The 21,127-nt window shown below is 71.3% G+C and carries 22 protein-coding genes; 10 read left to right on the top strand and 12 right to left on the bottom strand.

Annotated features, from left to right (window positions below; all coding sequences use genetic code 11):
- Positions 1-15: 15 nt before the first annotated feature.
- The 4 genes from AC07DI_RS15630 to AC07DI_RS15615 are packed head-to-tail and all read left to right on the top strand — an operon-like array spanning position 16 to position 3,342.
- On the top strand, positions 16-807 hold the full coding sequence (locus AC07DI_RS15630) for an ABC transporter ATP-binding protein (protein ID WP_478904848.1): 792 nt from the start codon (positions 16-18) through the stop codon (positions 805-807).
- Positions 794-1,702 carry an ABC transporter permease gene (locus tag AC07DI_RS15625; RefSeq protein WP_478904847.1) on the top strand — a complete coding sequence of 303 codons (909 nt, stop codon included), beginning with the start codon at positions 794-796 and terminating at the stop codon, positions 1,700-1,702. Before AC07DI_RS15630 ends, AC07DI_RS15625 begins: the two co-directional genes overlap by 14 nt.
- Before the next feature lie 6 nt (positions 1,703-1,708).
- A complete protein-coding gene (locus AC07DI_RS15620; protein ID WP_478904846.1) occupies positions 1,709-2,473 on the top strand; it encodes a sirohydrochlorin chelatase in 765 nt (254 codons plus the stop codon).
- An 11-nt stretch (positions 2,474-2,484) separates the two neighbouring features.
- The gene (locus AC07DI_RS15615) at positions 2,485-3,342 is read left to right on the top strand and encodes an SCO6745 family protein (protein ID WP_384248506.1); all 858 of its coding nucleotides are present in this window, start codon (positions 2,485-2,487) and stop codon (positions 3,340-3,342) included.
- 91 nt (positions 3,343-3,433) lie between these two features.
- Here AC07DI_RS15615 and AC07DI_RS15610 read toward each other — a convergent pair whose 3' ends face one another.
- The 7 genes from AC07DI_RS15610 to AC07DI_RS15580 all read right to left on the bottom strand — a co-directional run bounded on the left by AC07DI_RS15610 (position 3,434) and on the right by AC07DI_RS15580 (position 9,532).
- Complete coding sequence (locus AC07DI_RS15610) at positions 3,434-4,444, bottom strand: aldo/keto reductase (RefSeq protein ID WP_478904845.1); 1,011 nt, start codon at positions 4,442-4,444, stop codon at positions 3,434-3,436.
- 104 nt (positions 4,445-4,548) lie between these two features.
- Positions 4,549-5,193, bottom strand: coding sequence for a mycothiol-dependent nitroreductase Rv2466c family protein (locus AC07DI_RS15605; RefSeq protein WP_478904844.1), 645 nt, complete (start codon positions 5,191-5,193; stop codon positions 4,549-4,551).
- A gap of 107 nt (positions 5,194-5,300) precedes the next feature.
- Positions 5,301-5,696 (bottom strand): nuclear transport factor 2 family protein, encoded by a 396-nt coding sequence (locus AC07DI_RS15600; protein ID WP_478904843.1) that lies wholly within the window; start codon positions 5,694-5,696, stop codon positions 5,301-5,303.
- On the bottom strand, positions 5,689-6,240 hold the full coding sequence (locus tag AC07DI_RS15595; protein ID WP_478904842.1) for a DUF1697 domain-containing protein: 552 nt from the start codon (positions 6,238-6,240) through the stop codon (positions 5,689-5,691). Before AC07DI_RS15595 ends, AC07DI_RS15600 begins: the two co-directional genes overlap by 8 nt.
- Before the next feature lie 73 nt (positions 6,241-6,313).
- Positions 6,314-7,522, bottom strand: coding sequence for a S8 family peptidase (locus AC07DI_RS15590; RefSeq protein ID WP_478904841.1), 1,209 nt, complete (start codon positions 7,520-7,522; stop codon positions 6,314-6,316).
- Positions 7,523-7,883: 361 nt separating this feature from the next.
- On the bottom strand, positions 7,884-8,876 hold the full coding sequence (locus AC07DI_RS15585; protein ID WP_384248513.1) for a CDP-alcohol phosphatidyltransferase family protein: 993 nt from the start codon (positions 8,874-8,876) through the stop codon (positions 7,884-7,886).
- A gap of 203 nt (positions 8,877-9,079) precedes the next feature.
- A complete protein-coding gene (locus AC07DI_RS15580; protein ID WP_478905091.1) occupies positions 9,080-9,532 on the bottom strand; it encodes a MarR family winged helix-turn-helix transcriptional regulator in 453 nt (150 codons plus the stop codon).
- Positions 9,533-9,722: 190 nt separating this feature from the next.
- Here AC07DI_RS15580 and AC07DI_RS15575 point away from each other — a divergent pair, with 190 nt between their 5' ends.
- From AC07DI_RS15575 to AC07DI_RS15565, 3 genes are all read left to right on the top strand, one after another.
- Entirely contained in the window at positions 9,723-10,796 is a 1,074-nt protein-coding gene (locus tag AC07DI_RS15575; RefSeq protein ID WP_478904840.1) for a hypothetical protein, read from the top strand.
- Between the two features lie 93 nt (positions 10,797-10,889).
- Complete coding sequence (locus AC07DI_RS15570; protein WP_478904839.1) at positions 10,890-11,474, top strand: DUF2975 domain-containing protein; 585 nt, start codon at positions 10,890-10,892, stop codon at positions 11,472-11,474.
- A complete protein-coding gene (locus tag AC07DI_RS15565; RefSeq protein ID WP_478904838.1) occupies positions 11,474-11,707 on the top strand; it encodes a helix-turn-helix domain-containing protein in 234 nt (77 codons plus the stop codon). The genes AC07DI_RS15570 and AC07DI_RS15565 overlap by 1 nt, the downstream gene beginning before the upstream one ends.
- Here the strand turns inward: AC07DI_RS15565 and AC07DI_RS15560 are convergent.
- Positions 11,679-13,928, bottom strand: a complete 2,250-nt coding sequence (locus tag AC07DI_RS15560) for an MMPL family transporter (protein WP_478904837.1) — start codon at positions 13,926-13,928, stop codon at positions 11,679-11,681. The two genes, AC07DI_RS15565 and AC07DI_RS15560, sit on opposite strands and share 29 nt — an antisense overlap.
- A gap of 275 nt (positions 13,929-14,203) precedes the next feature.
- On the opposite strand from AC07DI_RS15560, the gene AC07DI_RS15555 reads away from it, so the two are divergent.
- Positions 14,204-15,412, top strand: a complete 1,209-nt coding sequence (locus tag AC07DI_RS15555; protein WP_478904836.1) for a sensor histidine kinase — start codon at positions 14,204-14,206, stop codon at positions 15,410-15,412.
- The gene (locus AC07DI_RS15550) at positions 15,409-16,149 is read left to right on the top strand and encodes a response regulator (RefSeq protein ID WP_384248521.1); all 741 of its coding nucleotides are present in this window, start codon (positions 15,409-15,411) and stop codon (positions 16,147-16,149) included. Before AC07DI_RS15555 ends, AC07DI_RS15550 begins: the two co-directional genes overlap by 4 nt.
- A gap of 21 nt (positions 16,150-16,170) precedes the next feature.
- On the opposite strand, the gene AC07DI_RS15545 is transcribed toward AC07DI_RS15550, so the two are convergent.
- From AC07DI_RS15545 to AC07DI_RS15535, 3 genes are read right to left on the bottom strand one after another with little or no spacing between them, the layout of a single operon-like run.
- The gene (locus tag AC07DI_RS15545) at positions 16,171-17,490 is read right to left on the bottom strand and encodes an ABC transporter substrate-binding protein (protein WP_478904835.1); all 1,320 of its coding nucleotides are present in this window, start codon (positions 17,488-17,490) and stop codon (positions 16,171-16,173) included.
- Positions 17,490-18,326: a carbohydrate ABC transporter permease gene (locus tag AC07DI_RS15540; protein WP_478904834.1), complete on the bottom strand. Its 837-nt coding sequence runs from the start codon at positions 18,324-18,326 to the stop codon at positions 17,490-17,492. The genes AC07DI_RS15545 and AC07DI_RS15540 overlap by 1 nt, the downstream gene beginning before the upstream one ends.
- Entirely contained in the window at positions 18,323-19,312 is a 990-nt protein-coding gene (locus AC07DI_RS15535) for a carbohydrate ABC transporter permease (protein WP_478904833.1), read from the bottom strand. The genes AC07DI_RS15540 and AC07DI_RS15535 overlap by 4 nt, the downstream gene beginning before the upstream one ends.
- Positions 19,313-19,423: 111 nt before the next feature.
- Here AC07DI_RS15535 and AC07DI_RS15530 point away from each other — a divergent pair, with 111 nt between their 5' ends.
- Positions 19,424-20,287 (top strand): phosphotransferase enzyme family protein, encoded by an 864-nt coding sequence (locus AC07DI_RS15530; protein ID WP_384248525.1) that lies wholly within the window; start codon positions 19,424-19,426, stop codon positions 20,285-20,287.
- Positions 20,288-20,334: 47 nt separating this feature from the next.
- On the opposite strand, the gene AC07DI_RS15525 is transcribed toward AC07DI_RS15530, so the two are convergent.
- Complete coding sequence (locus AC07DI_RS15525; RefSeq protein ID WP_384248527.1) at positions 20,335-21,039, bottom strand: 3'-5' exonuclease; 705 nt, start codon at positions 21,037-21,039, stop codon at positions 20,335-20,337.
- Positions 21,040-21,127 lie beyond the last annotated feature (88 nt).

Here is a 21,127-nt window from a genome sequence, read left to right as displayed (position 1 = left end):
CAGGAGGTGACGACCATGGCTACCACTCTCGCCAAGGCCGCGGAGGACGTCCGCACCACGGCCGCGCACGCCGCAAGGATCGAGCACGTCTCGAAGTCCTTCGGCGGCCCCGCCGGGCCCCAGCTCGTCCTGGACGACATCACGCTCGACGTCGCGCCGGGCGAGTTCGTCACCCTCCTGGGCGCCTCGGGCTGCGGGAAGTCGACGCTGCTCAATCTGGTCGCCGGGCTCGACAAGCCGTCCGCCGGCGCCATCACGACGGATGGCCGCCCGGCGCTGATGTTCCAGGAGCACGCGCTCTTCCCGTGGCTGACCGCGGGCAAGAACATCGAACTCGCCCTGCAACTGCGCGGCGTGGCGAAGGCCGAGCGCCGCCCGAAGGCCGAGGAGCTGCTCGAACTCGTCCGGCTGCGGGGCGCGTACGGCAAGCGGGTGCACGAGCTGTCCGGCGGCATGCGCCAGCGCGTCGCGCTGGCCCGCGCGCTCGCCCAGGACAGCAGGCTGCTCCTGATGGACGAGCCGTTCGCGGCGCTCGACGCGATCACCCGCGACGTGCTGCACGACGAACTGACCCGCATCTGGCGCGAGACGAACGTCTCCGTCCTCTTCGTCACGCACAACGTCCGCGAGGCCGTGCGCCTCGCGCAGCGCGTCGTGCTCCTCTCCTCGCGTCCCGGCCGGGTGGCGCACGAGTGGCGGGTCGACATCGAGCACCCGCGCCGCATCGAGGACACCGCCGTGGCGGAACTGTCCGTCGAGATCACCGAACAACTGCGTGGGGAGATCCGCCGCCATGGCAAGGACTGAGACGACCGGCCCGGTCAAGTCGGCCGGGGACGGCCAGGACCTCGCCGGTCTCGAGGCGGGTCTGGACGCGCTGGAGTCGAACGCCGGGCCCACCCGTACGCCGGTGCGCGAGGTCCTGGTGCAGAAGGTCCTGCCGCCGCTCACCGCCGTGCTGCTGGTGCTCCTCGTGTGGCAGGGGCTGGTCACCTTCGACATCGTCGACGACCCGAGCAAGCTGCCCTCGCCGTCCGCCGTCTGGGACGAGGTGCACGCGGCCTGGGTGCAGGGCACGCTCCTCGACTACATCTGGACCTCCGTCTCGCGCGGGCTGCTCGGCTTCCTGCTCGCCCTCGCGATCGGCACGCCGCTCGGCCTCCTCGTGGCCCGGGTCCGGTTCGTCAGGGCCGCGATCGGGCCGATCCTCTCCGGCCTTCAGTCCCTGCCCTCCGTGGCGTGGGTCCCGCCGGCGGTGCTCTGGCTCGGTCTCGAGAACAGGATGATGTACGCGGTCATCCTGCTCGGCGCGGTGCCCTCCATCGCCAACGGCCTGGTCTCCGGCGTCGACCAGGTGCCGCCGCTGTATCTGCGCGCGGGCCGCACACTCGGCGCGACGGGCCTGCGGCACACCTGGCACATCGTGCTCCCGGCGGCGCTGCCCGGCTATCTCGCGGGGCTCAAGCAGGGCTGGGCGTTCTCCTGGCGCTCGCTTATGGCCGCCGAGATCATCGCCTCCTCGCCCGAACTTGGCGTGGGCCTCGGCCAGCTCCTGGAGAACGGCCGCAACGCCAGCTCCATGCCCATGATCTTCCTGGCCATCTTCCTCATCCTCATCGTCGGCATCGCCATCGACCTGCTCATCTTCAGCCCGCTGGAGCGGCGCGTCCTGCGCAGCCGCGGCCTCCTCGTGAGGAGCTGAACCGCCGTGAACCGCCCCGTACTCCTCCTCATCGCCCACGGCAGCCGCGATCCGCGGCATGCCGCGACCGTGCGCGCTCTGGTGCGCCGGGTGCGCTCACTGCGCCCGGGACTGCGGGTGGAGACGGCCTTCCTGGACTTCAACGCACCGACCGTTCCCGATGTGCTGGAGAGGCTCGCCGCCGAGGGCGTGCGCGACGTGGTGGCCCAACCGCTGCTGCTGACCCGGGCGTTCCACGCCAAGTCGGACATCCCCTCGGTGCTGCGCGAGGCGCCGTCCCGCCTGCGCGTCCGCCAGGCCGCGGTCCTCGGCCCCTCCCCGCTGCTCCTGAGCGCCCTGGAGCAGCGGCTGTACGAGGCGGGGCTCGACCCTGCCGACAAGCCCTCGACCGGGGTCGTGCTGGCCTCGGCGGGGTCATCGGACCCGGAGGCGATCGCAGTGATCGCTGACATCGCGCGGGAGTGGCGGCACACCGGTTGGTGCGCCGTGCGGCCTGCGTTCGCCTCCGCACCGCTGCCCCGCACGGAGGACGCCGTGCGGGCACTGCGGGCCGTGGAGGGGGTGCGGCGGGTGGCCGTCGCGCCCTACGTCCTGGCTCCCGGCTTCCTGCCGGACCGCATCGCGCGGGGCGCGGCCGACGCCGACGTACTCGCCGACGTGCTCGGTCCCGCTCCCGCGGTGGCCCGACTGCTCCTGCGGCGCTACGACGAGGCCTATGCCCCCGGCACCTGCCCCGTTGGTCCCCTGGCGCGGATTCCCGCACTGGCCTAGCTTGTGGGTTCATGACCCCGAGCCGATCGCGCACACTGTGGCTGCGGACCGAACCCCTGCACGCGGTGGTCTATTTCGAGGAGCGCTGCCGCGGTCTCGGCAGATCCGTGGGCCTCAAGGGCTTCTGGATGGGGTACTTCGCCGCCCGCACCGCACCGATGGGCCGGGTCGGCCCAGGAGTGGCGGCCGCGGCACTCGGTGTCTTCGCGCCGGGCATGGTGGCCCGCTCCCTGCCGTCCGCCTGGGAGTACGCGTCGCCGGACCGGGTCGTCGAGGAACGTGCCCGCCTCACCGCTGCCGCCCTGCGCCGCCTCGTCCCGTCCGTCGACGCGCTGGCCGCCGCGGTCGACGCCCCGCTGACGGCGATGATCGACGACGCCCCGTCGCTGGCCCGCCCACTGTTCGCCGCCAACCGCGACCTGGCCCACCGCGCCGACCCCGTCGAGCGCCTGTGGCAACAGGCCACCTGCGTTCGCGAGTTCAGGGGCGACGCGCACGTGGCGGTCCTCGCCGACCACGGCCTGGACGCCCGCGAGAGCCTCGTCCTGGCCGCCGCGACCAACCGGGTGGACCCGGCCGGCATCCGACAGGACCGGGGCTGGAGCGAGGAGGAGTGGGCGGTGGCCGTGGACCGGCTGCGCGGCCGGGCACTGCTCGACGCGACGGGTCGCGTCACCGAACGCGGTTTGACCGAGCGCGAGTTGATCGAGGACGACACGGACCGCCTCGCGGCCCGGCTGCTTCGCCCCCTGGCGAGGGCCGAGACGGACGACCTCCTCACCGCGCTGGAGCCCGCGGCCCGCCACATCCTGGACTCCGACGTCCTGCCGTTCCCGAACCCGATCGGGCTGCCGCGGGCGGTGGGGTGAGGCGCCGGGGTCTCGGCGACCGGCGGGGGAAACCGCTTGCCGTGCGAGCGTCCGCCCCCTCACCTCGTCGAAGGCCCGGCGGTAGCCCGGCCTACCGGGAGCCCGCCACAGGGCGCGACTTGTAGAAGGACTCCTCCAGGTAGGCGGCCTCGTGCGGCTGGTAGGGCTCCTCCAGGCAGGCGGCCTCGTCCTCGTCGAGTTCGACGTCCACCGCGGCGACCGCGTCGGCCAGCTGGGCCGGCTTGGTGACTCCGACGATGGGCGAGGTCACCGCCGGGTTGCGCATGACCCAGGCCAGGGCGACCTGAGCCGGGGACAGACCCCGCTTGCCCGCGATCTCGTGGACGCGCTCGGCCACAGCCTCATCTCCATCGCGGTAGAGGATCTTGCCGCCCGGGTCTGTCGCGGCACGCGCCGTGGTGGTGTCCCGGAGCCGCGTCAGCCTGCCCCGCGCAAGCGGGCTCCATGGGATCACGCCGATGCCCTGGTCGGCGCAGAGCGGGAGCATCTCCCGCTCTGCTTCTCGGTGGATGAGGTTGTAGTGGTCCTGCATCGACACGAACCGGGTCCAGCCGTTCAGGTCAGCCAGGTACAGGGCCTTGGCGAACTGCCAGGCGTACATGGAAGAAGCGCCGATGTAGCGGACCTTCCCCGACTTGACCGCGTCGTGCAGCGCCTCGAGGGTTTCCTCGATCGGGGTGTCGTAGTCCCAGCGGTGGATCTGGTACAGGTCGATGTAGTCGGTTCCCAGCCGCTTCAGGGAGGCGTCGAGCTCGGCGAAGATCGCCTTGCGGGACAGCCCGGCGCCGTTGGGGCCGGGCCGCATCCGCATCCAGACCTTGGTGGAGAGAACGACCTCCTCGCGCCGGGTGAAGTCCTTGACCGCCCGGCCGACGATCTCCTCGCTGCTTCCGGCGCTGTACCCATTGGCCGTGTCGAGGAAGTTGACACCGCTCTCAAGGGCCTGCTTGATGATGTCCCGGCTGGCGTCCTCGCCCAGCGACCAGGGCTCGCCGCCCCGGTCCGGCTCTCCGAAGCTCATGCAGCCGAGGGCGATGGCGGAGACTTCCAGGCCGGTCGTTCCGAGTTTGATGTATCGCATGCGCCGAACCTAGGAGTTGGAGTGCGCTCTCACGCAAATTCGGAGGCGTGGGGCATGCGCGCTCTGTCAGCCGGCCGCGGTCGGGCATGACCTGGGTTCCGGCGTCAGGAGAAGTCCAGGCCGCCGGTGCGGGTGCGCTTCAGTTCGAAGAGGTCCGGGTGGCCCGCGAGGACGCGGAAGCTGTCGAAGAGGCGGGCGGCCTCCTCGCCGCGCGGGATGGCGCGCAGCACGGGACCGAACCAGACGGTGCCGTCGACGTGGATCGTCGGCGTGCCGACATAGCCGTCGGCCTCGGGGTCCTTGCCAGCGTCGTGGCTGCGGCGCAGCGCCTCGTCGTACGAGGCGTCGTGTGCCGCGGTCGCGAGGTCGCCCGGCAGTCCGAGTTCGGCCAGGGCCTGCGCGGCGACCTCGTCGAAGTCCTCGTTCTTCTCCTGGTGGACCCGGGCGCCGAAGGCGGTGTAGAGGTCGCGCAGGACCTCCTCGCCGTGCCGGTCCGCGACGGCCGCGGCGACCCGGGTGAGGGTGAGCGAGCGGTCGACCAGGTCGCGGTACCAGTCGGGCAGTTCGTTGCCCTCGTTGTGGAAGTAGAGGCTCATCACGTGGAACCGGACGTCGAGGGCGCGGTGGCGCTCGACCTCCAGGATCCAGCGCGAGGTGATCCAGGCGAACGGGCAGGCCGGGTCGAAGTAGAAGTCGACCCGGGCCGGGGCGTGAGCGGTGGTGCCGACTGCTGCGGCCGTCTCTGTCATGCCTCGACAGTAGCCAGTGAATGGCACGCGTTTGTGGGCCATTCACAGCCCCTTTGCGCGGGCCACTTTCGCATGTATGGGCCGTCCGGGCCTTCCCGGCTCCGGTCTCAGTCGTCGCTGAACAGCGTCCCCTGGTGGAACCAGAGCCGCCAGCCGTCCCCCGTGCGCCGCCACAGTGAACTGCGGTGCGCCGTGCGGCCGTTGTTGTCCGCGTCGTAGGTCAGGTGCACCACGTCGTCGGCGAGCTGGGCGCCACGCATGCGGGAGACCGTGGTGGGTCGGCTGCCGGGGTCCGGGCGCGCCGTGAGGACCTTGACGATCGACGCGCGGTCCCACCGGGTGCCGGACGCACCGAACTCGGTGAAATCCCGGTGCAGCAGCGGCCCGAACAGCTCGGGCGATGAGCGCACCTCGGGGTCGAGGAGGCGCAGTTCGGCCTCAACGGCGGCCTCGACGGCGGCTTCGACGGCGGGGGTGCGGCCGGCCGCGGCGTGCTCAGTCACGGGTCATCTCCACGAGCCGGGTCACCGTGTTCCAGTTGCGGCTGGTGGCGATGACCCCCTTGGTCAGGCCGGGCCTGGACAGTTGCTCGGCGAGCTTGGAGCGGCCGAGGCCCTCGGGGGCGTACAGGTACAGGGCGCGGTCGCCGAGCTTGAACTCCTCGGGCAGGAAGGAGGGTTGGTCGATGGGGGCGAAGCGGGGCGGGGTGACGGGCGCGGAGAAGTAAGTGACGTGCAGCTGCTTCGGCGCCAGGTCGGCCGCCGGGAACGGGCACGCGTCCGCGACCGCCTTCAGATACGCGCCGTCGCGCACCAGGACGTCGACGGCGAAGCCGAAGTGCTCCTCGATCGCCGCCCGCACCTCGGCAGCGAGCGAATCCTCGTCGCCGTGGTCCGCGGTGAAGACCGCGTTGCCGCTCTGCAGATAGGTCCCTACGCCGCCGTGCCCGAGCCCTTCGAGGAGGGTGCGAAGCTGGGCCATCGGCACCTTCTTGTGGCCGCCGACGTTGATTCCGCGCAGCAGCGCCGCGTATCTCCTGATCGCCATACGGACACGATAGAGCGGCCGCCGTGCCCCGTGGGGGTGGGCACGGCGGCCGCGGTTCAGCGGGTCGCGAGGACTACTCGACGACCTTCAGGAGCTTGTTGGGCGTGCCCTCGCTCGGGTTGGAGATCTTGTCGGCGGTCGCGCCGTCGGTCAGCGCCTTGGCGACGTCCGCGGGCTTGGCGTCCGGGTGGGCCGCGACGTAGACGGCGGCGGCGCCGACGACGTGCGGGGTCGCCATCGACGTACCGGAGATGGTGTTCGTGGCGTCGTCACCGGTGTTCCAGTCGGACGTGATGTCCGAGCCCGGGGCGTAGATGTCCACGACGGAGCCGTAGTTGGAGAAGTCGGACTGCTTGTCGTCCTTGGTGGAGGAGGCGACCGTGATCGCGTCCTTCACGCGGGCCGGGGAGCCCTGGGAGGCGTCGGTCGACTCGTTGCCCGCGGCCACCGCGAAGGTGACGCCCGAGTCGATCGCCTTCTGGACGGCCGCGTCGAGCGCTTCATCCACACCGCCGCCGAGGCTCATGTTGGCGACGGAGGGGCCCTTGTGGTTCTTGGTGACCCAGTCGATACCCGCGACGACCTGCTCGGTCGTGCCGGAGCCCTGGTCGTCGAGGACGCGGACCGCGACGATCTTCGCCTTCTTGGCGACGCCGTGCGCGTCACCGGCGATGGTGCCGGCGACGTGCGTGCCGTGGCCGTTGCCGTCGTCGGCGTTGTCGTCGTTGTCGACGGCGTCGAAGCCGGAGGTGGCGCGCCCGCCGAAGTCCTTGTGGCTGACGCGGACGCCGGTGTCGATGACGTAGGCGGTGGCGCCCTCACCCGCGGCGTCGGGGTACGTGTACTTCTTGTCCCCAGCGGTGTCCGCCTGGTCGATGCGGTCCAGGCCCCACGACGGCGGGTTGTCCTGGGTGGCGTCGATGGTGAACTTCTTGGACTGGACGACCTTGCCGACGGCCGGGTCGGCGGCGAGGCGCTTGGCCTCGGTCTCGCTCAGCCCCTTGGCGGAGAAGCCGTTGATCGCGGAGGAGTAGTTCCGCTTGAGTTCGCCGCCGTACTCCTCGGCGAGGTCGGACTTGGCGTCGTTACCGGCCTTCTCGTCGAGCATCACGATGTAGCTGCCGGCGACGGCGCCCTTGGCGTCGAGGCCGTAGACCTTGCCCTCGGCGGGGGTGGACGCGCCGGCGAAGGAGGTGGCGAAGACCGTCACACCGACCGCGGTGGCAGCGGTGGCTATCGCCGCGGTGAGCTTCATCGTGCGGGCACGCTTGTGAGTTGCCATGAAGAGGGGTCTCCTCGTGGTGAATGTGGGGGGATGTGGGGGGGTATTCAGCTGTGTTGCCAAAGGTTCGCCGCAGCAACAACTTCGTCGCCACGTCCCTTGGGGGCCGGAAGATCTCCGGGTGTTGGGACGAAACCCTGTCTGATTGACGGGCGCAGATCAATACCTACATACAGCTGTGACTTGTTCAACAAGGTTCTGTAATAACAAACCGGATCTGTTGCACCTGAACGGACATCCCGGGCCACAGTGTCCCCAACTCCCGGTAACACCAGCAACTTTGAGCCTCACACGCACCACCGGGCGGGCTGGAGATTCCAGCCCGCCCGGTGCGCGGAAGGAACGCGGCGAAGAGCACGGTTCAGACCGTGGTCAGAACCTTCTCCGCCTCGAAGGAGTCGATGGTCCGGGTGAAATCCCGGGTCGAGAGCAACAGTTTGTAGATGATGGCGAGTTCGAAGACCAGAAGGAGCGCGCCGGAGACGATCGTCGCGGGCATCACCACGTCGAAGAGCGGGCCGATCATGAAAACGCCCATCTGGAATTCGATGCCGCTCACCAGGTGCGCGCGGATGCGGTGGCGCAGCAGGAAGGAGCGGACCCGCAGGTAGGCGGGGAACTTCCGGCGGAACTCCTGGTGCAGGTCGATCACTTGGGGCTTGGGGGCGGGCGCCGGGGCCGCCTCCCCGTCGGCCGCGCCCTCCTCGGCCGGCTGCGCGTAGGGCGCCTCACCCGCGGCCCGTTGCAGGTCCTGCTCGATGTCCGCCGACGGGTTGTCCCGCAGCAGGTCCTCCATGAAGGCGAGCTCCGCCTCGTTCTGCGCCCGGCGCGCGGCCCGCATGCGCGCCTTGATCTGCTTGCGCATGGTGTGCCGGATCTTGAAGATCTCCAGCGAGTTGATGTAGCGCAGGGTGTCGAGCGCGACGACGGCGAGCGCCAGCCAGATGTAGAGGGTGTCGTCGGTGCGGTCGTACTGGCCCCACATCAGCGCGACGCCGCACACCATGACGCGGATGCGGTCGAAGACGAAGTCCAGCCAGGCGCCGAAGACCGAGCCCTGGCCGGTGAGCCTGGCGAGCTTGCCGTCCATGCAGTCGAAGATGAAGCTGAAGTGGTAGACGACCGCGCCGAGGGCGAGCCACTTCCAGTCGCCGAGCGCGAAGCACGCCGCCGAGCCGAGGCCGAGGATGAACGCGCCCCACGTGATCTGGTTGGGCGTGACTCTCGTCCGCATCGCGGTGAACCGCACGAGCGGCGTGGCGACCGGGTCGACCAGCAACACGGTCCACCACGCGTCGCGCTTCTTCTCGGTGATGCGGCGCACCTCGGCGAGGGGCGGTATGTCACGACGCATGGGGGTCAACTTCCTGGCGTTCGGCGTAAGTTCACCTCAAGCTAGGGAGGAGTTCACCCGAGGGACAAGATCTCACCCGTGCAACCTTTGGCCGGAGGTAACGGTCAACCCTTCGGGGTGAGTCAATGCCTCTCCCACGGCGGTGCCGCGTTACCTGAGCGTTACCGAATGACCGGACCGTTACCGAAACACGTCACGGAGCGTTACGTCGGACCGGGCGCCCCGCCGTCCGCCCCCTCGACCACCCTCTCGGCCGCCTCGTCGGCCGCCGTCTCGGCCGTCGCCTCGTTGTAGCGCAGCAAGTACCCCGCGAACCGCGCCAGATCCGCCTCGCTCCATCCCCCGAGCCGCTCCCGGAAGGCGACGCGCCGCGCCGCCCCGACCTGCTCGAGCACTTCCTCGCCCCGGTCGGTGAGATGCAGGACGTGCACCCGGCGGTCGGCCGGATCCAGTCGCCGCTCGACGAGCCCGGCCTGTTCGAGCACCCCCACCTGCCGGCTGATCGTCGACTTGTCGAGCGTGTAGTGCGCCGCGAGGTCGGTGGCCCGGCAGCCGCCCTGGTCTTCCAGGTGGCTGAGCAGCGTGAAGGACACGAGCGAGAGCTCGGGGTGCATCCGCGCGGCGGTGGCCCGCGCCCGCCGGGCGAACGCGGTCATCTCCCGCTGGATGATCTCGATGGACTCGTCCCACGCCTGGGGCGGGGACCCTTCTCGACCGGTCACGATTTCTCCCTCTCCGCGAATGGTTGTAGAGTACAACAGAAAGTAGAGTTGTATATGCCAACCGTCCGCCCAGCCATCCGGCCGTCCCCCGGCCGCCCACCCGCCCAACATCCGGAGAAGCCCCATGTCCGCCACCGCGGAACCCACCACCCGACTGCGCGACGCGCTGCGCCACGTCCTGCTCCACCTGGTCACACCCCTACTGATGTGCCTCGGCATGGGCCTCGCCTACATGGGCGCGTTCGTCACGCCCGAGCCGAACGACCTGCCCGTCGCCGTCGTGGGTTCCGGCCAGCAGGCCCAGACCCTCGCGCGGGCCGTCCAGGACAAGGCGGGCGACGCCCTGGACGTACGCACCCTCGCCTCCCGTGAGCAGGCGGTCGACGCGCTCGAGTCCCAGGACATAGCGGGCGCCTACCTGCCGGACGCGAAGTCGCCCGAGCTGATCGTGGCCAGCGCGGGGTCCGACATGAGCGCGACGGCGACGCAGAAGATCTTCACGCCCGTCGCCGCCAAGCAGGGCCTGCCGCTGAAGGTGACCGACGTGGCCCCGCCGGTCGGCGACGACCCGACGGGCCAGGGGATCTTCTTCCTGCTCGTCGCCGTGAGCATCGGCTCGTACGCGTCGGTGGCGGTACTCGGCGCGGCGGGCGCGGGCCTGCGGATGCGGGCCCGCGCCGGGCTCGTCGTGGGCGTCTCGTTCGCCGTCAGCCTGATCGGCGCGGCGCTCGCGGGGCCGGTCTTCCACCTGGTCCACCAGGGACTGTGGGGCGTGTGGGCCATGGCCTGGCTGTACTCGGCAGGGATCCTCTTCATCGGCGTCGGGCTGCACACGTTCCTGAAGCGCTGGACGACGCTGGCCATGATGGTGCTCTTCGTGATGCTCAACTTCACGACGTCCGGCGGGCTCTTCCGGCCCGAGCTGCAGAACGGCTTCTTCGGCTCCCTGCACGCGTTCTGGAACGGCGCGGGATTCGTCGAGGGCATCCGCAGCCACCTGTACTTCGGCGGCCACGAACTGGCCGGGCACGTCTGGACGCTGGCCGGCTGGCTGGTCCTCGGCCTGCTCGTCGTCGGCGCCGCGGCCCTCCGGGAGCGGCGCGGACGGACCGCGGCGACCGCCGCCGCCGGATCGCGCACGGCCGTCGCGGAACGGGAGGCGCGGGAGGAGGAGATGGAGGAGTCGGTCGCGGTGTGACGCCCCGGCCGCGGGCGCAGGCGTCACGGACTTGTCGAATATCGATATGCTCCCCTACCGTGGGCATATCGATATTCGATAGGGAGCGACGCAATGAACTCACGACTCACGAGGGCCCTGGCCTCGGTGACCTCCGCGCTGGCGATCCTCACCGGACTGGCCTTCGCCGGCACGGCGGTCACGCACCTGCTCGACGACGGTGCGGTCTGCGCCGAGACCGGCTTCTGGCAGAACGCCTCGCTCAAGGACGACCTGGGGACCGCCCCGGGCGTGCAGGCCGCAAGCAGTGCCGCGCGCCTCTGCCAGGACGGCCCCTCCGCGGCGCAGCGCGCCGCCGAACTCGGCGGCGCGCTGCCCTGGCTGCTGTTCCTCGCCCTCGCGCTGCTGCTCTTCTCCCGGCTCCTCGGGGCGGTCGTGCGGCAGGGGCCCTTCACGGACGCCGTGGCTCAACAGCTGACCAGGCTCGGCTGGTTCGTCACCGTCGGCCTGCCGGTGGCCAGTCTCGTCGTCGGCTGGTCCCACTCCTGGCTCATCGGCAGCATGGCGCCGAACGCGGGTTCCGGGCCGGAGTTCGCCGGATCGCTGATGCCCGTTCTCGCCGGCCTCGCCGCGGTGATCATGGGTAAGGTCATGCGCGAGGGTGTTCGTATGCGAGAGGACCTCGAAGGGACCATCTGATGCCCAAAGAGGAATCCCACTCCATCAGGATCCACCTGGACCGGGTGCTCGCCGAGCGCGGCATGACGCTCACCGAACTCTCCGCGCAGGTGGGCATCACCGTCGTCAACCTCTCCGTGCTCAAGAACGGGCGGGCCAAGGCCATCCGCTTCTCGACCCTGTCGAGGATCTGCGATGTCCTGCGTTGCCAGCCGGGGGACCTGATCACCCACGACCCCGCTGATCCGACCTGAGCAGGGCGGTGTCCAGCTCGCGGTCCCACTGGGCCTCTCCGGGGCCTGGGACGGGGGCGCCGAACGGCTCCCGCCGCGCGTGGCCGCGGCCCGGTGCCCGCTTGGGCCTACGCGGCCACCACAGCCCGCGGCCGAGGAGCGCGGCGAGCGCGGGCACCAGCACGAGGGAGAGCACCATCGAGGAGAGCAGGATGCCGAGGCCGGTGGCGAAGCCGATCTCCTGAGTGGCGGGGCTCGCGGCCAGACTGGCGAAGGATCCGGCCAGCACGATGCCTGCCGTGGCGATGGCGGGCGCGGTGTGCCGCACCGCCTCGGCCACCGCGTGCCGCGCGGTCACCGGCTTCGCCATCTCCTCCCTGATCCGGTCGGTGATCAGGATGTTGTAGTCGGTACCGAGGGCGACGACGAAGAGGAACAGCACCAGCGGCAGCGTGAACGAGACGCCGGGGCGGTCGAGGCCGTGCTGGAAGAGAAGGGTGCTCGCGCCGAGGGTGCCGAGGAACCCGAGCCCCACGGCGATCATCAGCACCACCGGGGCGAGCAGGGAGCGCAGCAGCAGGAAGAGGATCACCGCGATCAGCAGGGCCGCGACCGGGAACACCAGGCGCAGGTCCTTCTCCACGGCCGCCGAGATGTCGGCGAAGACGGCCGCCGTTCCCGTGACATGGGCCTCGGTGCCCTCGGGCGCGGTCCGCGCCACCGTCTCTCTGACGGGGCCCGAGACCAGGTCGCGCGCCTTCTGCGTGGCGGACTCCACGCTCAGGAACAGGTCGACCCGTGCGGCGGTGCGGTCCTTGCTGAGCACCGGCCTGCCCACCTGCCCGACGCCTTCCGTCCTGCCGAGGGACCGGGTCATCCCGGTGAGCGAACTCGCCTTGATCTCACCGCCGTCGGTGCTGCGGACGTACACGGTGTGCGGATCCGAGACGCCCGCGGGCAGGCTGCGGGAGATCCGCTCGGCCGTCGTGACCGCCGCGGTCTCGTGCAGACCCTGCTGGTCGTAGCTCATCCTCATGCCGAGCGCGCCCGCGCCGAGCGCGCCGAGCAGCACCAGGCTGCCGAGGGCGTAGCGCAGCGGCCGGCTGCTCACCGCGTGGCCCAGGCGCGCGGCGAACCCGCCGGTGCGCTCCTTCTTCCACGCCCGTGCGGGCCAGAACATGCCGCGGCCGAACACGGCGAGCAGGGCGGGCATCAGCGTGAGGCTCGCCAGGAGCATCACTAGCACCGCGATCGCGATGGCGGGACCCAGGACCCGGAACTGTCCGAAGCTCGCCAGGCCCAGCGTCGCGAAGGCCGCCACGATGGTGAGCGCGGCGGACGTGATGGCGCCGCCCACCCGCCCGGTCGTCTCGGCCGCCGCCGTCCGGGCGTCCTGTCCGGGATGGTTCCGCAGCTGCTCCCGGAACCGGAACATCAGGAAGAGGAAGTAGTCGATGCCTATGCCGAGGAGTACGACGCCGATCAGCGAGGGAGTGGACGGGTCGAGGTCGATGCCGGAGAGCTTCGCCGCGCCGACCACCGCGCCCGAGGCGACACCGCCGATCAGCGCCACGGCGATCAACGGCACGAGGGCGGCGGCGAGGCTGCGGAAGACCAGCACGTTCAGCAGGACGACGAGGCCCATCGTCAGGGTGCCGACGACCTTCCCCGTGGACTCCTCGGCGTCCGCGTCGTCCACCGTCGAGGCGATGCCGCCGGTGAACCCGGCGCGCAGGCCGTCGTCCGCGAACTCCTCCCGCGCGAAGTGCCGGAACTTCTTGTAGACGTCCTGGAGGCCCGGGTCCTGCGCGTTTCCGTCGAGCGTCACCGTCAGGAGCCGGAAGCTCCTGTCCGGGGCCACGGCTGCGGGGGCGACCCGCGGGGTCTGGGAGTGGTCCTTCCTCAGCGGCTCGGGCCGGGGCGCGACGATGCGCCGGTGGCCCAGGTCGGCCGCGGTACCGGTGATCCGCCGCTGGTCGGCCTCGGTGAGCCTGCCACCGTCCGCTCTGGCGACCAGGACCGTCAGGGCGTTGCCGTCGGGCTTGGTGCCGAACTTCTCCTCGGCGGTACGCAGCGCCACGGCCGAGTCGTACTGCTTGGGCAGGAAGTTCCCGGACTGGGAGTCGGTGACGTCGTACATCAGCGCCTGGCCCACGAAGGACAGCGCCGCCCCGAGGACGGTCCAGACGACGACCGTCAGCCATCGATGCCGGGTGGAGAACGAGGTCAGCTTGCGGATCATGAGGTCTTTTCCCTGTTTTCCCGGGCGGTGGAGCGGCCCGCGAGGGATTCCCGGGGCTCTCCACAGGCCATCACGCCGGGCCCCTCGCGGACGTCGGCCGCCGGAAGGGGACGCGGCCGGGACCCGGGTCCGGTACGGCGCCCCGGCCAGTACTCCGGTACTGGGCGGGAGAACCGCCCCCGCGCCGATCCGGGCGCCCGGCGGCCGGGATGTAATGGTGCGCAGAGATCGGGACGCCAGGGCCCGGCCGACCGGCTCGACTTGGAGGCGCGCGGATGCGCCGCGACTTCTTCCCGCCCGCGCCGCCCACCGGCGGGCCGCGGCCGACGTGGGGCGACGCACTGCTCACCGTCGTCGTGACGGGGCTCGACATCCTCGCCTACCTCGCCCCCGGCGATGAGGGCCTGCCGGGGACGCGCTTCACCGTGCTCGGTGTGCTGCTCGTCGTCGCCGCCGCGCCCCCGCTGCTCTTCCGGCGCCACCACCCCCTGCCGGTGCTCGGCGCGGTCCTCGCCGTGCAGACGGCCGTCAACCTCGGGCTCGCCGTCGACCCGGGCACTCCCATGGTGAACAGCTACGGCGGCGCCGTCACGGTGGCGCTGTACACGGTGGCCAGGTACAGCGGGCCGCGCGCCGTGGCGCTCGCCGTCCTGGCCGCCCTGCCCGTCCAGCTCGTACGGGGCGTGCTCGGCGACCTGCCGGTCGCGAACATCGCCATCGACGTACTGGTCACCCCGGCCCTCGTCGTCGGCGCGGGCCTCGGGGTGCGGCAGTGGAAACGGCAGCTCGACATCAACCGCGGACTCCTCGCCGACCGCGCGGTGGGCGAGGAGCGGCGCCGCATCGCGCGCGAGCTCCACGACATCGTGGCCCACCACATCACCACCATGTACCTGATGTCCGGCGGGGCCAGAGCGACCCTGGACCGCGACCCCGAGACCGCCCGCGAGGCGCTGGTGACCCTGGAGGAGTCCGGCCGTACGGCGCTGCGCGAGATGCGGCAGCTCCTCGGGGTGCTGCGCAGCACCGACTCCCCCGAGGAGACGTCGTCGGAGCCGCAGCCCGGGGTGGACGGCATCGAGCGGCTCGTCGCCGACACGACCGCCGCGGGTCTGCCTGCCGAACTCCACGTGAGCGGCCGGCCCCGCCCGCTGCCGGAGTCGGTCGGCCTCACCCTCTACCGAATCGTCCAGGAGGCGTTGACGAACGCCCGCAAGCACGCGGGTCCGGCCCGCGCCACGGTGCGGCTCGGCTATCTCCCGGACCGGGTCACCGTCGAGGTGGCCGACGACGGCGCCGGTGACGGCGGGCCGCCCGGCGGGGGCGTGCGGGGCGGCGGGTACGGTCTGGTGGGCATGCGGGAACGGATAGCGCTGCACGACGGTTCGCTGCGTGCCGGCAACCGTACGGAAGGCGGCTTCGAGGTGGCCGCGAGCGTGCCGCTGCCCGTCGACGCGTACGACAAGGAAGGCACCGTCCGATGACCTCACCCACCGGCCCCGGCACGGGAGCCGACAGCGCGTCCGGGACCGGCGCGGAGTCCGGCCGGATCACCGTGCTCATCGCCGACGACCAGCCGCTGGTGCGCCGGGGACTGTCCCTGATCCTGCTCTCGGACCCCGCCGTCGAGGTCGTCGGCGAGGTGGGCGACGGCGAGCAGGCCATCGCTGCCGCCCACGAACTGCGCCCCGACGTGGTCCTGATGGACATCCGCATGCCGGTACTCGACGGCGTCGGGGCCACCGGGCGCCTGGCCGCCGAGCTGCCCGGGTGCCGAGTCCTCGCGCTGAGCACCTTCGACATGGACGAGCACGTGGTCGGCGCGCTGCGGGCGGGCGCGGCCGGTTTCCTGCCCAAGGACGTCTCGCCCGAGGAACTGGTGGCGGCGCTGCGCACGGTGCACCGCGGCGAGGCCGTCGTCGCCCCGCGCCTGCTCACCCGCCTGCTCGCCACCTTCGTGACACCGGCCCCCGCCGCACATCCGCCCGGCGAGGACCTCTCGAGCCTCACTCCGCGCGAGGTCGAGGTCCTCCGGCTGATCGCCGCGGGGCTCGACAACTCCGAGATCGCGCAGCGCATGCGGATCGGCGTGCAGACCGTCAAGAACCACGCCACCGGCATCTTCGCCAAGCTCGGGGTGCGGGACCGCGCGCAGGCGGTGATCGTCGCGTACGAGTCGGGCCTCGTGCGGGCCGGGCAGGGCAACGGACCGCGGGGCTGAGCGACGGGCTCTCGGGCCGGTCTACTGCCGCTGGTACCGCGCGAGGACCAGGTTTCCGTCCTTCACCAGCCGTTTCCGCAGCTCGTCGATGTCGATCGCCCCGCTGTAGTACTCCTGGAGCGCCGGGGTCGCCACCTTGTCCTTCCACTCCGGGTAGCCGCGCACCGTCTGCGCGGGAGCCGGGCGCAGGCCCTTGGCGAGGGCGGTGCCCGTGGCCCAGCCGTCCTTCTGCGTGCGCAGGGCGGGGTCCTTCAGCGCCTGCTTGCCGGTCGGCAGCATCCAGTCGCCGCGCGCCAGCTTCACCATGTTCGCCGGCCGCAGGAGGAAGTCGATGAACTCGACGGCCTCCTTCTTGTGCGGGCTGTCCTCGGCGATGGAGAGCGTCTGCGGGCTGACGCCCTGCGCGGTCCCCTCCTTGCCCGCCGGTGCCGGGAGCACCTGCCAGTCGAAGCCCTCGGGCGCCTGCTGGACGATCTGCTGGCGGTAGGAGAAGCCGAGCGGGACCATCGCGTACTTGCCGCCGAAGAAGCCGGGCAGGGTGTCGGAGCCGCCCATGCCGAGGGTGCTGTCCGAGGCGCTTCTGTCGGTGTTGACCTGGTCGTGGACGGTACGCGGCATGACCGCGTCGGCCGCGTCGAAGCGGACGTCGACCTTGCCGTCGGCTCCGCGGTGGAACATCCGGCCGCCGGTCGACAGGGAGAGGTTGAGCGTCGCGGAGACCGGCTCCTTGAGCGGCCAGGCGACGCCGTACCTGCCGTCCTCGCCGTCGCCCAGCTCCTTGGCGATCCTGCGGAACTCCGGCCAGCTCCACGGCTTGGCGGGGGTCGGAACGCGTACGCCCGACTTCTTCAGCCAGGTGGAGTTGGCGATCAGGACGCGCGGCTCCTGGAGGAACGGCACGCCGTAGATCCCGTGGTCGAACGTCGCCGTCTCCCAGCTGCGCCGCGGAATGTCGGACTTCAGCCGCTCGGGGAGCAGTTCGCCGATGTCCGCGAGATACCCGCCGTACGCGAAGTCGGCGAGGTCGTCCGACGCGTCGTGGATGATGTCCGGCGCCTCGCCGCCCTCGAAGGAGGTGAGCAGCTGGTCGTGGACGCTGTCCCAGCTGCCCTGGACGAACTCGACCTTGACGTCCGGGTGGGTGGCATTCCACTCCTCGACCAGCGCCTTGTTGGCGTCGACGGATTCCTTCTGCCAGGCGAGGGACTGGAACTGGAGGGTGATCTTCCCGTCGTCGTCGCCGGAGTCGCCGCTGCAACCGCCCAGCAGCAGGGCGAGCGCGGCCGTGGCGGCGGCCGCGGTCAGCAGACGCGGGCGGAGGCGCGGGCGCGGGCGGCGCATCAGGCCTTCACCGCCCCGGCCAGCATGCCGCCGGTGATCCGCTTCTGGATGATCGCGAAGATGACCAGCGAGGGGATGGTCGCGAGGAACGCGGCGGCGGCTAGCGGCCCGAGGTCGGCGACGCCCTCCGTGCCGATGAAGCGGTTGAGGATGACCGGCAAGGTCTGCTTCTCCGGGGTCTTGAGCAGGACGAGCGCGAAGAAGAACTCGTTCCACGCGGTGATGAAGGCGAACATCGACGTGGCCACGATGCCGGGCGCGAGCAGCGGCGCGACGACCGACACGAACGTCCGCACCCTGCTCGCGCCGTCCACTGCCGCGGCCTCCTCCAGCTCGGCGGGGACCGCGCGGACGTACCCGACGAGCATCCACAGCGCGAACGGCAGCGACCACACCACGTACACCAGGATCAGGCCGAGCAGAGAGTTGATCAGGTGGAGGTTCTTCAGGACCAGGAAGAGCGGGATGATGATGAGGACGAACGGGAACGCCTGGCTGATCACCACCCAGCCCGTCGCCGCCTTCGCCAGGCGGTTGCGGTGCCTGGCCATGACGTACGCCATGGGGGTCGCGATGACGACCGCGATCAGGGCCGCGCTGAGCGCCGCGATCAGCGAGTTGCCCGCGGCCCGCAGGAGGGGCTGCTCGTCGAAGGCCTGCCGGAAGTTGTCCAGCGTCGGGTCCTTCGGGATCCAGGTGGGGTGCAGGCTGCCCAGTTCCCGGGTGGGCTTGAAGGCCGTGGAGATCAGCCAGAGGAACGGGAAGGCGAGGAAGACGAGATAGGCGGCGAGCGCCGTGTACTGCGCGGCGCGCGTGGTCCTCTTCGTGCGCATCATGACTCGTCGTCCCCCTTCAGGCGGCCCACGAGGTAGACGGCGAGGATCACCGAGATCACCGCGACCATGACGCAGCCCATGGCCGCCGCGTACCCGAACTGGCCGTAGCGGAAGGCCTCTTCGTAGGCGAAGAGCATGGGCAGCCGGGTGCGGCCGCCGGGGCCGCCCTGGGTGAGGACGTAGACCAGGGCGAACGAGTTGAAGTTCCAGATGAAGTTGAGCGCCGTGATGGCGAGCGCGACCGGCTTGATGGCCGGCCAGGTGACGGTGCGGAAGCGGCGCCAGGCGCCCGCGCCGTCCATCGCGGCGGCCTCGTGCAGTTCGCGCGGGGTGTTCTGGAGCCCGGCGAGGAGGGCGACGGTGGTCTGCGGCATGCCGGCCCAGATCCCGACGACGACCACGGCGAGGAGCGCGGTGCCCGTGCCGGTCAGCCAGTCCTTGCCGTCCCCGAGGCCGAGGTCGGTGAGCGTCTCGTTGAGGACGCCCGCGTCCGGGTGGTAGACGAGCCGCCACATGATGCCGACGACCACCTCGGGCATCGCCCACGGGATGATCGCCAGCGCCCGCGCGAGCCAGCGCAGACGCAGCGGCTGGTTGAGCAGGAGGGCGAGGCCGAGGGCGAGGAAGAACTGCGGCACGGTGACGCCGAACGCCCACAGCAGGCCGATCCGGAACGAGTCCCAGAAGAGCGTGTCGTGCAGTAGGTCCTGGAAGTTGAGGGCGCCGATCCACTGCGTGGGCTCGGTGCGGCCCGACTGGGAGTCGGTGAAGGCGAGCGCGATGCCGTAGAGGAGCGGCCCTACGCTGAGGACGAGGATCGGGATCAGCGCGGGCAGCACCAGGAACCACGCGCCGTGGTCCGCGGACCCGCTGCCCGGTGTGCCTCTCGCTGACCGCTTCGTCGCGGTCGCGGTCGCCAATGTCACGGAAATCGGCTCCTTCGGGCGGCTCGGCCGGCGTTCGACCGCCCGCGCGGCCTCCGTCATCGTGCTGATGTGATCTTGATACGTCAAGCAGCCGGGCGCCCGCGCACATCGGTTGGCCTGTGCGAATGCGAGACTGTCCGGCGAACGGGGCAACGGGTGCGGGAGGCACGGATGGACGAGGCGCGGGCGCGGGACGTACTGGAGGCGACGGGTCTGGCGGTTCCGGTGGGCGGGGCCCGGCTGCTCGCCCTCGGCGAGAACGCGGTGTTCGCCCTCGGCGCCCTGGTCGTCAAGGTCGGCCGCGCCGACCCCGAACTCCTCGCGCGGGCGCGGCGCGAGCTGGCGGTCGCCGGATGGCTGGAGCAGGCGGGCGTCCCCGCCGTGCGGCCCGCCGAGGCCGAGGCCCGGCTGGTGGACGGGCATCCGGTGACGCTCTGGCACCGGCTCCCCGAGGCCGTGCGCCCCGCCGAGCCGCGTGACCTCGCGGCGCTGCTCCGTCTCGTGCACGAACTGGACTCGCCCTCCTTCGAGCTCCCGCGCCGGGAACTGCTCGGCGGCGTCGAGCGGTGGCTGCGGCTCGCGGGTGACGCGGTCGATCCGGCGGACGCGGACTATCTGCGGGCGCGCAGGGACGGCTTCGCGGCAGCCGCCGCCGCGCTGACCCCGCGCCTGGCGCCGGGCCCCATCCATGGTGACGCGCTGCCCCGCAACGTCCTGATCGGTCCGGACGGCCCGGTCCTCGCGGACCTGGAGACCTTCTCGGCCGATCTGCGGGAGCACGACCTGGTCGTCATGGCGCTCTCCCACGACCGCTACGGGCTCTCCGCACAGGCATACGACGGGTTCGTGTCGGTCTACGGGTGGGACGTGCGGGAGTGGGAGGGGTGTGCGGTGCTGCGGGGCGCCCGGGAGACGGCCAGCTGCGCGTGGGTCGCGCAGCACGCGCCGGCCAACCCGAAGGCGCTGGCCGAGTTCCGGCGCCGGGTGGCGTCCCTGCGGGACGGCGACACGACGGTCCGCTGGTACCCGTTCTGAGCGGCTCCCTCGAACCCCTTTAGGCGCCCGCGGTCCGGTCGCGCAGCCTAGTCGCGCAGCGGCCAGAGGCCGTCCACCACCGCGTCCTCGTTCCCCTTCTTCCGCAGGAAGTTCTGGAAGTCCGCCGCCCAGGCCGCGTACCACTCGATCTGGCGGCGGTGCAGTTCCGCCGGGCCGAGCGAGGCGACCTTCGGGTGGCGGTCGGCTATCGCGCCGGCGAGGCGGGCCGCCGCCTGGGCGTCGGCCGCGGCGTCATGGGCGGACTCCAGGACCACGCCGTACTCCGTGCAGACCGCCTCCAGGTTCCGCTTGCCCCTGCGGTAGCGGTCCACTGAGCGGTCGATCGTGTAGGGATCGATGACGGGGGCCGGGTCGCTGCCGCCGAGGCGGTCGCGCAGGGACGGCAGGCCGTGCCTGCGCAGTTCCGCGGAGAGCAGGCTCAGGTCGAAGACCGCGTTGTACGCGACGACCGGGACGCCCGCCTGCCAGTACGAGGTGAGGACGTCCGCGAGCGCGTTCGCCACCTCGGCGGCGGGCCTGCCCTCGGCCGCCGCCCGTTCTTCCGTGATGCCGTGCACGGCGACCGCGTCGGCCGGGATCGGCACGCCCGGGTCCGCCAGCCAGGTGCGGTGGCCCAGCGTCTCGCCGTCCTTGACCTCTATCACCGCGGCGGTGACGATGCGTGCCTCGCTCGGGTCCGTCCCCGTGGTCTCCAGGTCGAAACCGATCAGCAGCTCCCGGTGCCAGCCCATGGCCGCCCCCTCTTCTTCGTGGTGCTTTCCCCCAGTGGCCACCACGATCGCATGCGCCACTGACAATCCGAGGGCCGCGTTCCGCTTC

The organism is Streptomyces sp. NPDC044106 (assembly GCF_056433985.1).
Note: the sequence above shows the minus strand (reverse complement) of the source record. Positions and strands in the feature narration are given on the sequence as shown.

Coding starts and splice junctions, on each gene's coding strand:
- AC07DI_RS15570 (WP_478904839.1), top strand. CDS start 10,890: ATGAACTCACGACTCACGAGGGCCCTGGCCTCGGTGACCTCCGCGCTG.
- AC07DI_RS15575 (WP_478904840.1), top strand. CDS start 9,723: ATGTCCGCCACCGCGGAACCCACCACCCGACTGCGCGACGCGCTGCGC.
- AC07DI_RS15540 (WP_478904834.1), bottom strand. CDS start 18,326: ATGATGCGCACGAAGAGGACCACGCGCGCCGCGCAGTACACGGCGCTC.
- AC07DI_RS15580 (WP_478905091.1), bottom strand. CDS start 9,532: ATGACCGCGTTCGCCCGGCGGGCGCGGGCCACCGCCGCGCGGATGCAC.
- AC07DI_RS15555 (WP_478904836.1), top strand. CDS start 14,204: ATGCGCCGCGACTTCTTCCCGCCCGCGCCGCCCACCGGCGGGCCGCGG.
- AC07DI_RS15535 (WP_478904833.1), bottom strand. CDS start 19,312: ATGACGGAGGCCGCGCGGGCGGTCGAACGCCGGCCGAGCCGCCCGAAG.
- AC07DI_RS15525 (WP_384248527.1), bottom strand. CDS start 21,039: ATGGGCTGGCACCGGGAGCTGCTGATCGGTTTCGACCTGGAGACCACG.
- AC07DI_RS15585 (WP_384248513.1), bottom strand. CDS start 8,876: ATGCGTCGTGACATACCGCCCCTCGCCGAGGTGCGCCGCATCACCGAG.
- AC07DI_RS15595 (WP_478904842.1), bottom strand. CDS start 6,240: ATGGCGATCAGGAGATACGCGGCGCTGCTGCGCGGAATCAACGTCGGC.
- AC07DI_RS15545 (WP_478904835.1), bottom strand. CDS start 17,490: ATGCGCCGCCCGCGCCCGCGCCTCCGCCCGCGTCTGCTGACCGCGGCC.
- AC07DI_RS15615 (WP_384248506.1), top strand. CDS start 2,485: ATGACCCCGAGCCGATCGCGCACACTGTGGCTGCGGACCGAACCCCTG.
- AC07DI_RS15625 (WP_478904847.1), top strand. CDS start 794: ATGGCAAGGACTGAGACGACCGGCCCGGTCAAGTCGGCCGGGGACGGC.
- AC07DI_RS15590 (WP_478904841.1), bottom strand. CDS start 7,522: ATGGCAACTCACAAGCGTGCCCGCACGATGAAGCTCACCGCGGCGATA.
- AC07DI_RS15550 (WP_384248521.1), top strand. CDS start 15,409: ATGACCTCACCCACCGGCCCCGGCACGGGAGCCGACAGCGCGTCCGGG.
- AC07DI_RS15605 (WP_478904844.1), bottom strand. CDS start 5,193: ATGACAGAGACGGCCGCAGCAGTCGGCACCACCGCTCACGCCCCGGCC.
- AC07DI_RS15630 (WP_478904848.1), top strand. CDS start 16: ATGGCTACCACTCTCGCCAAGGCCGCGGAGGACGTCCGCACCACGGCC.
- AC07DI_RS15560 (WP_478904837.1), bottom strand. CDS start 13,928: ATGATCCGCAAGCTGACCTCGTTCTCCACCCGGCATCGATGGCTGACG.
- AC07DI_RS15530 (WP_384248525.1), top strand. CDS start 19,424: ATGGACGAGGCGCGGGCGCGGGACGTACTGGAGGCGACGGGTCTGGCG.
- AC07DI_RS15565 (WP_478904838.1), top strand. CDS start 11,474: ATGCCCAAAGAGGAATCCCACTCCATCAGGATCCACCTGGACCGGGTG.
- AC07DI_RS15610 (WP_478904845.1), bottom strand. CDS start 4,444: ATGCGATACATCAAACTCGGAACGACCGGCCTGGAAGTCTCCGCCATC.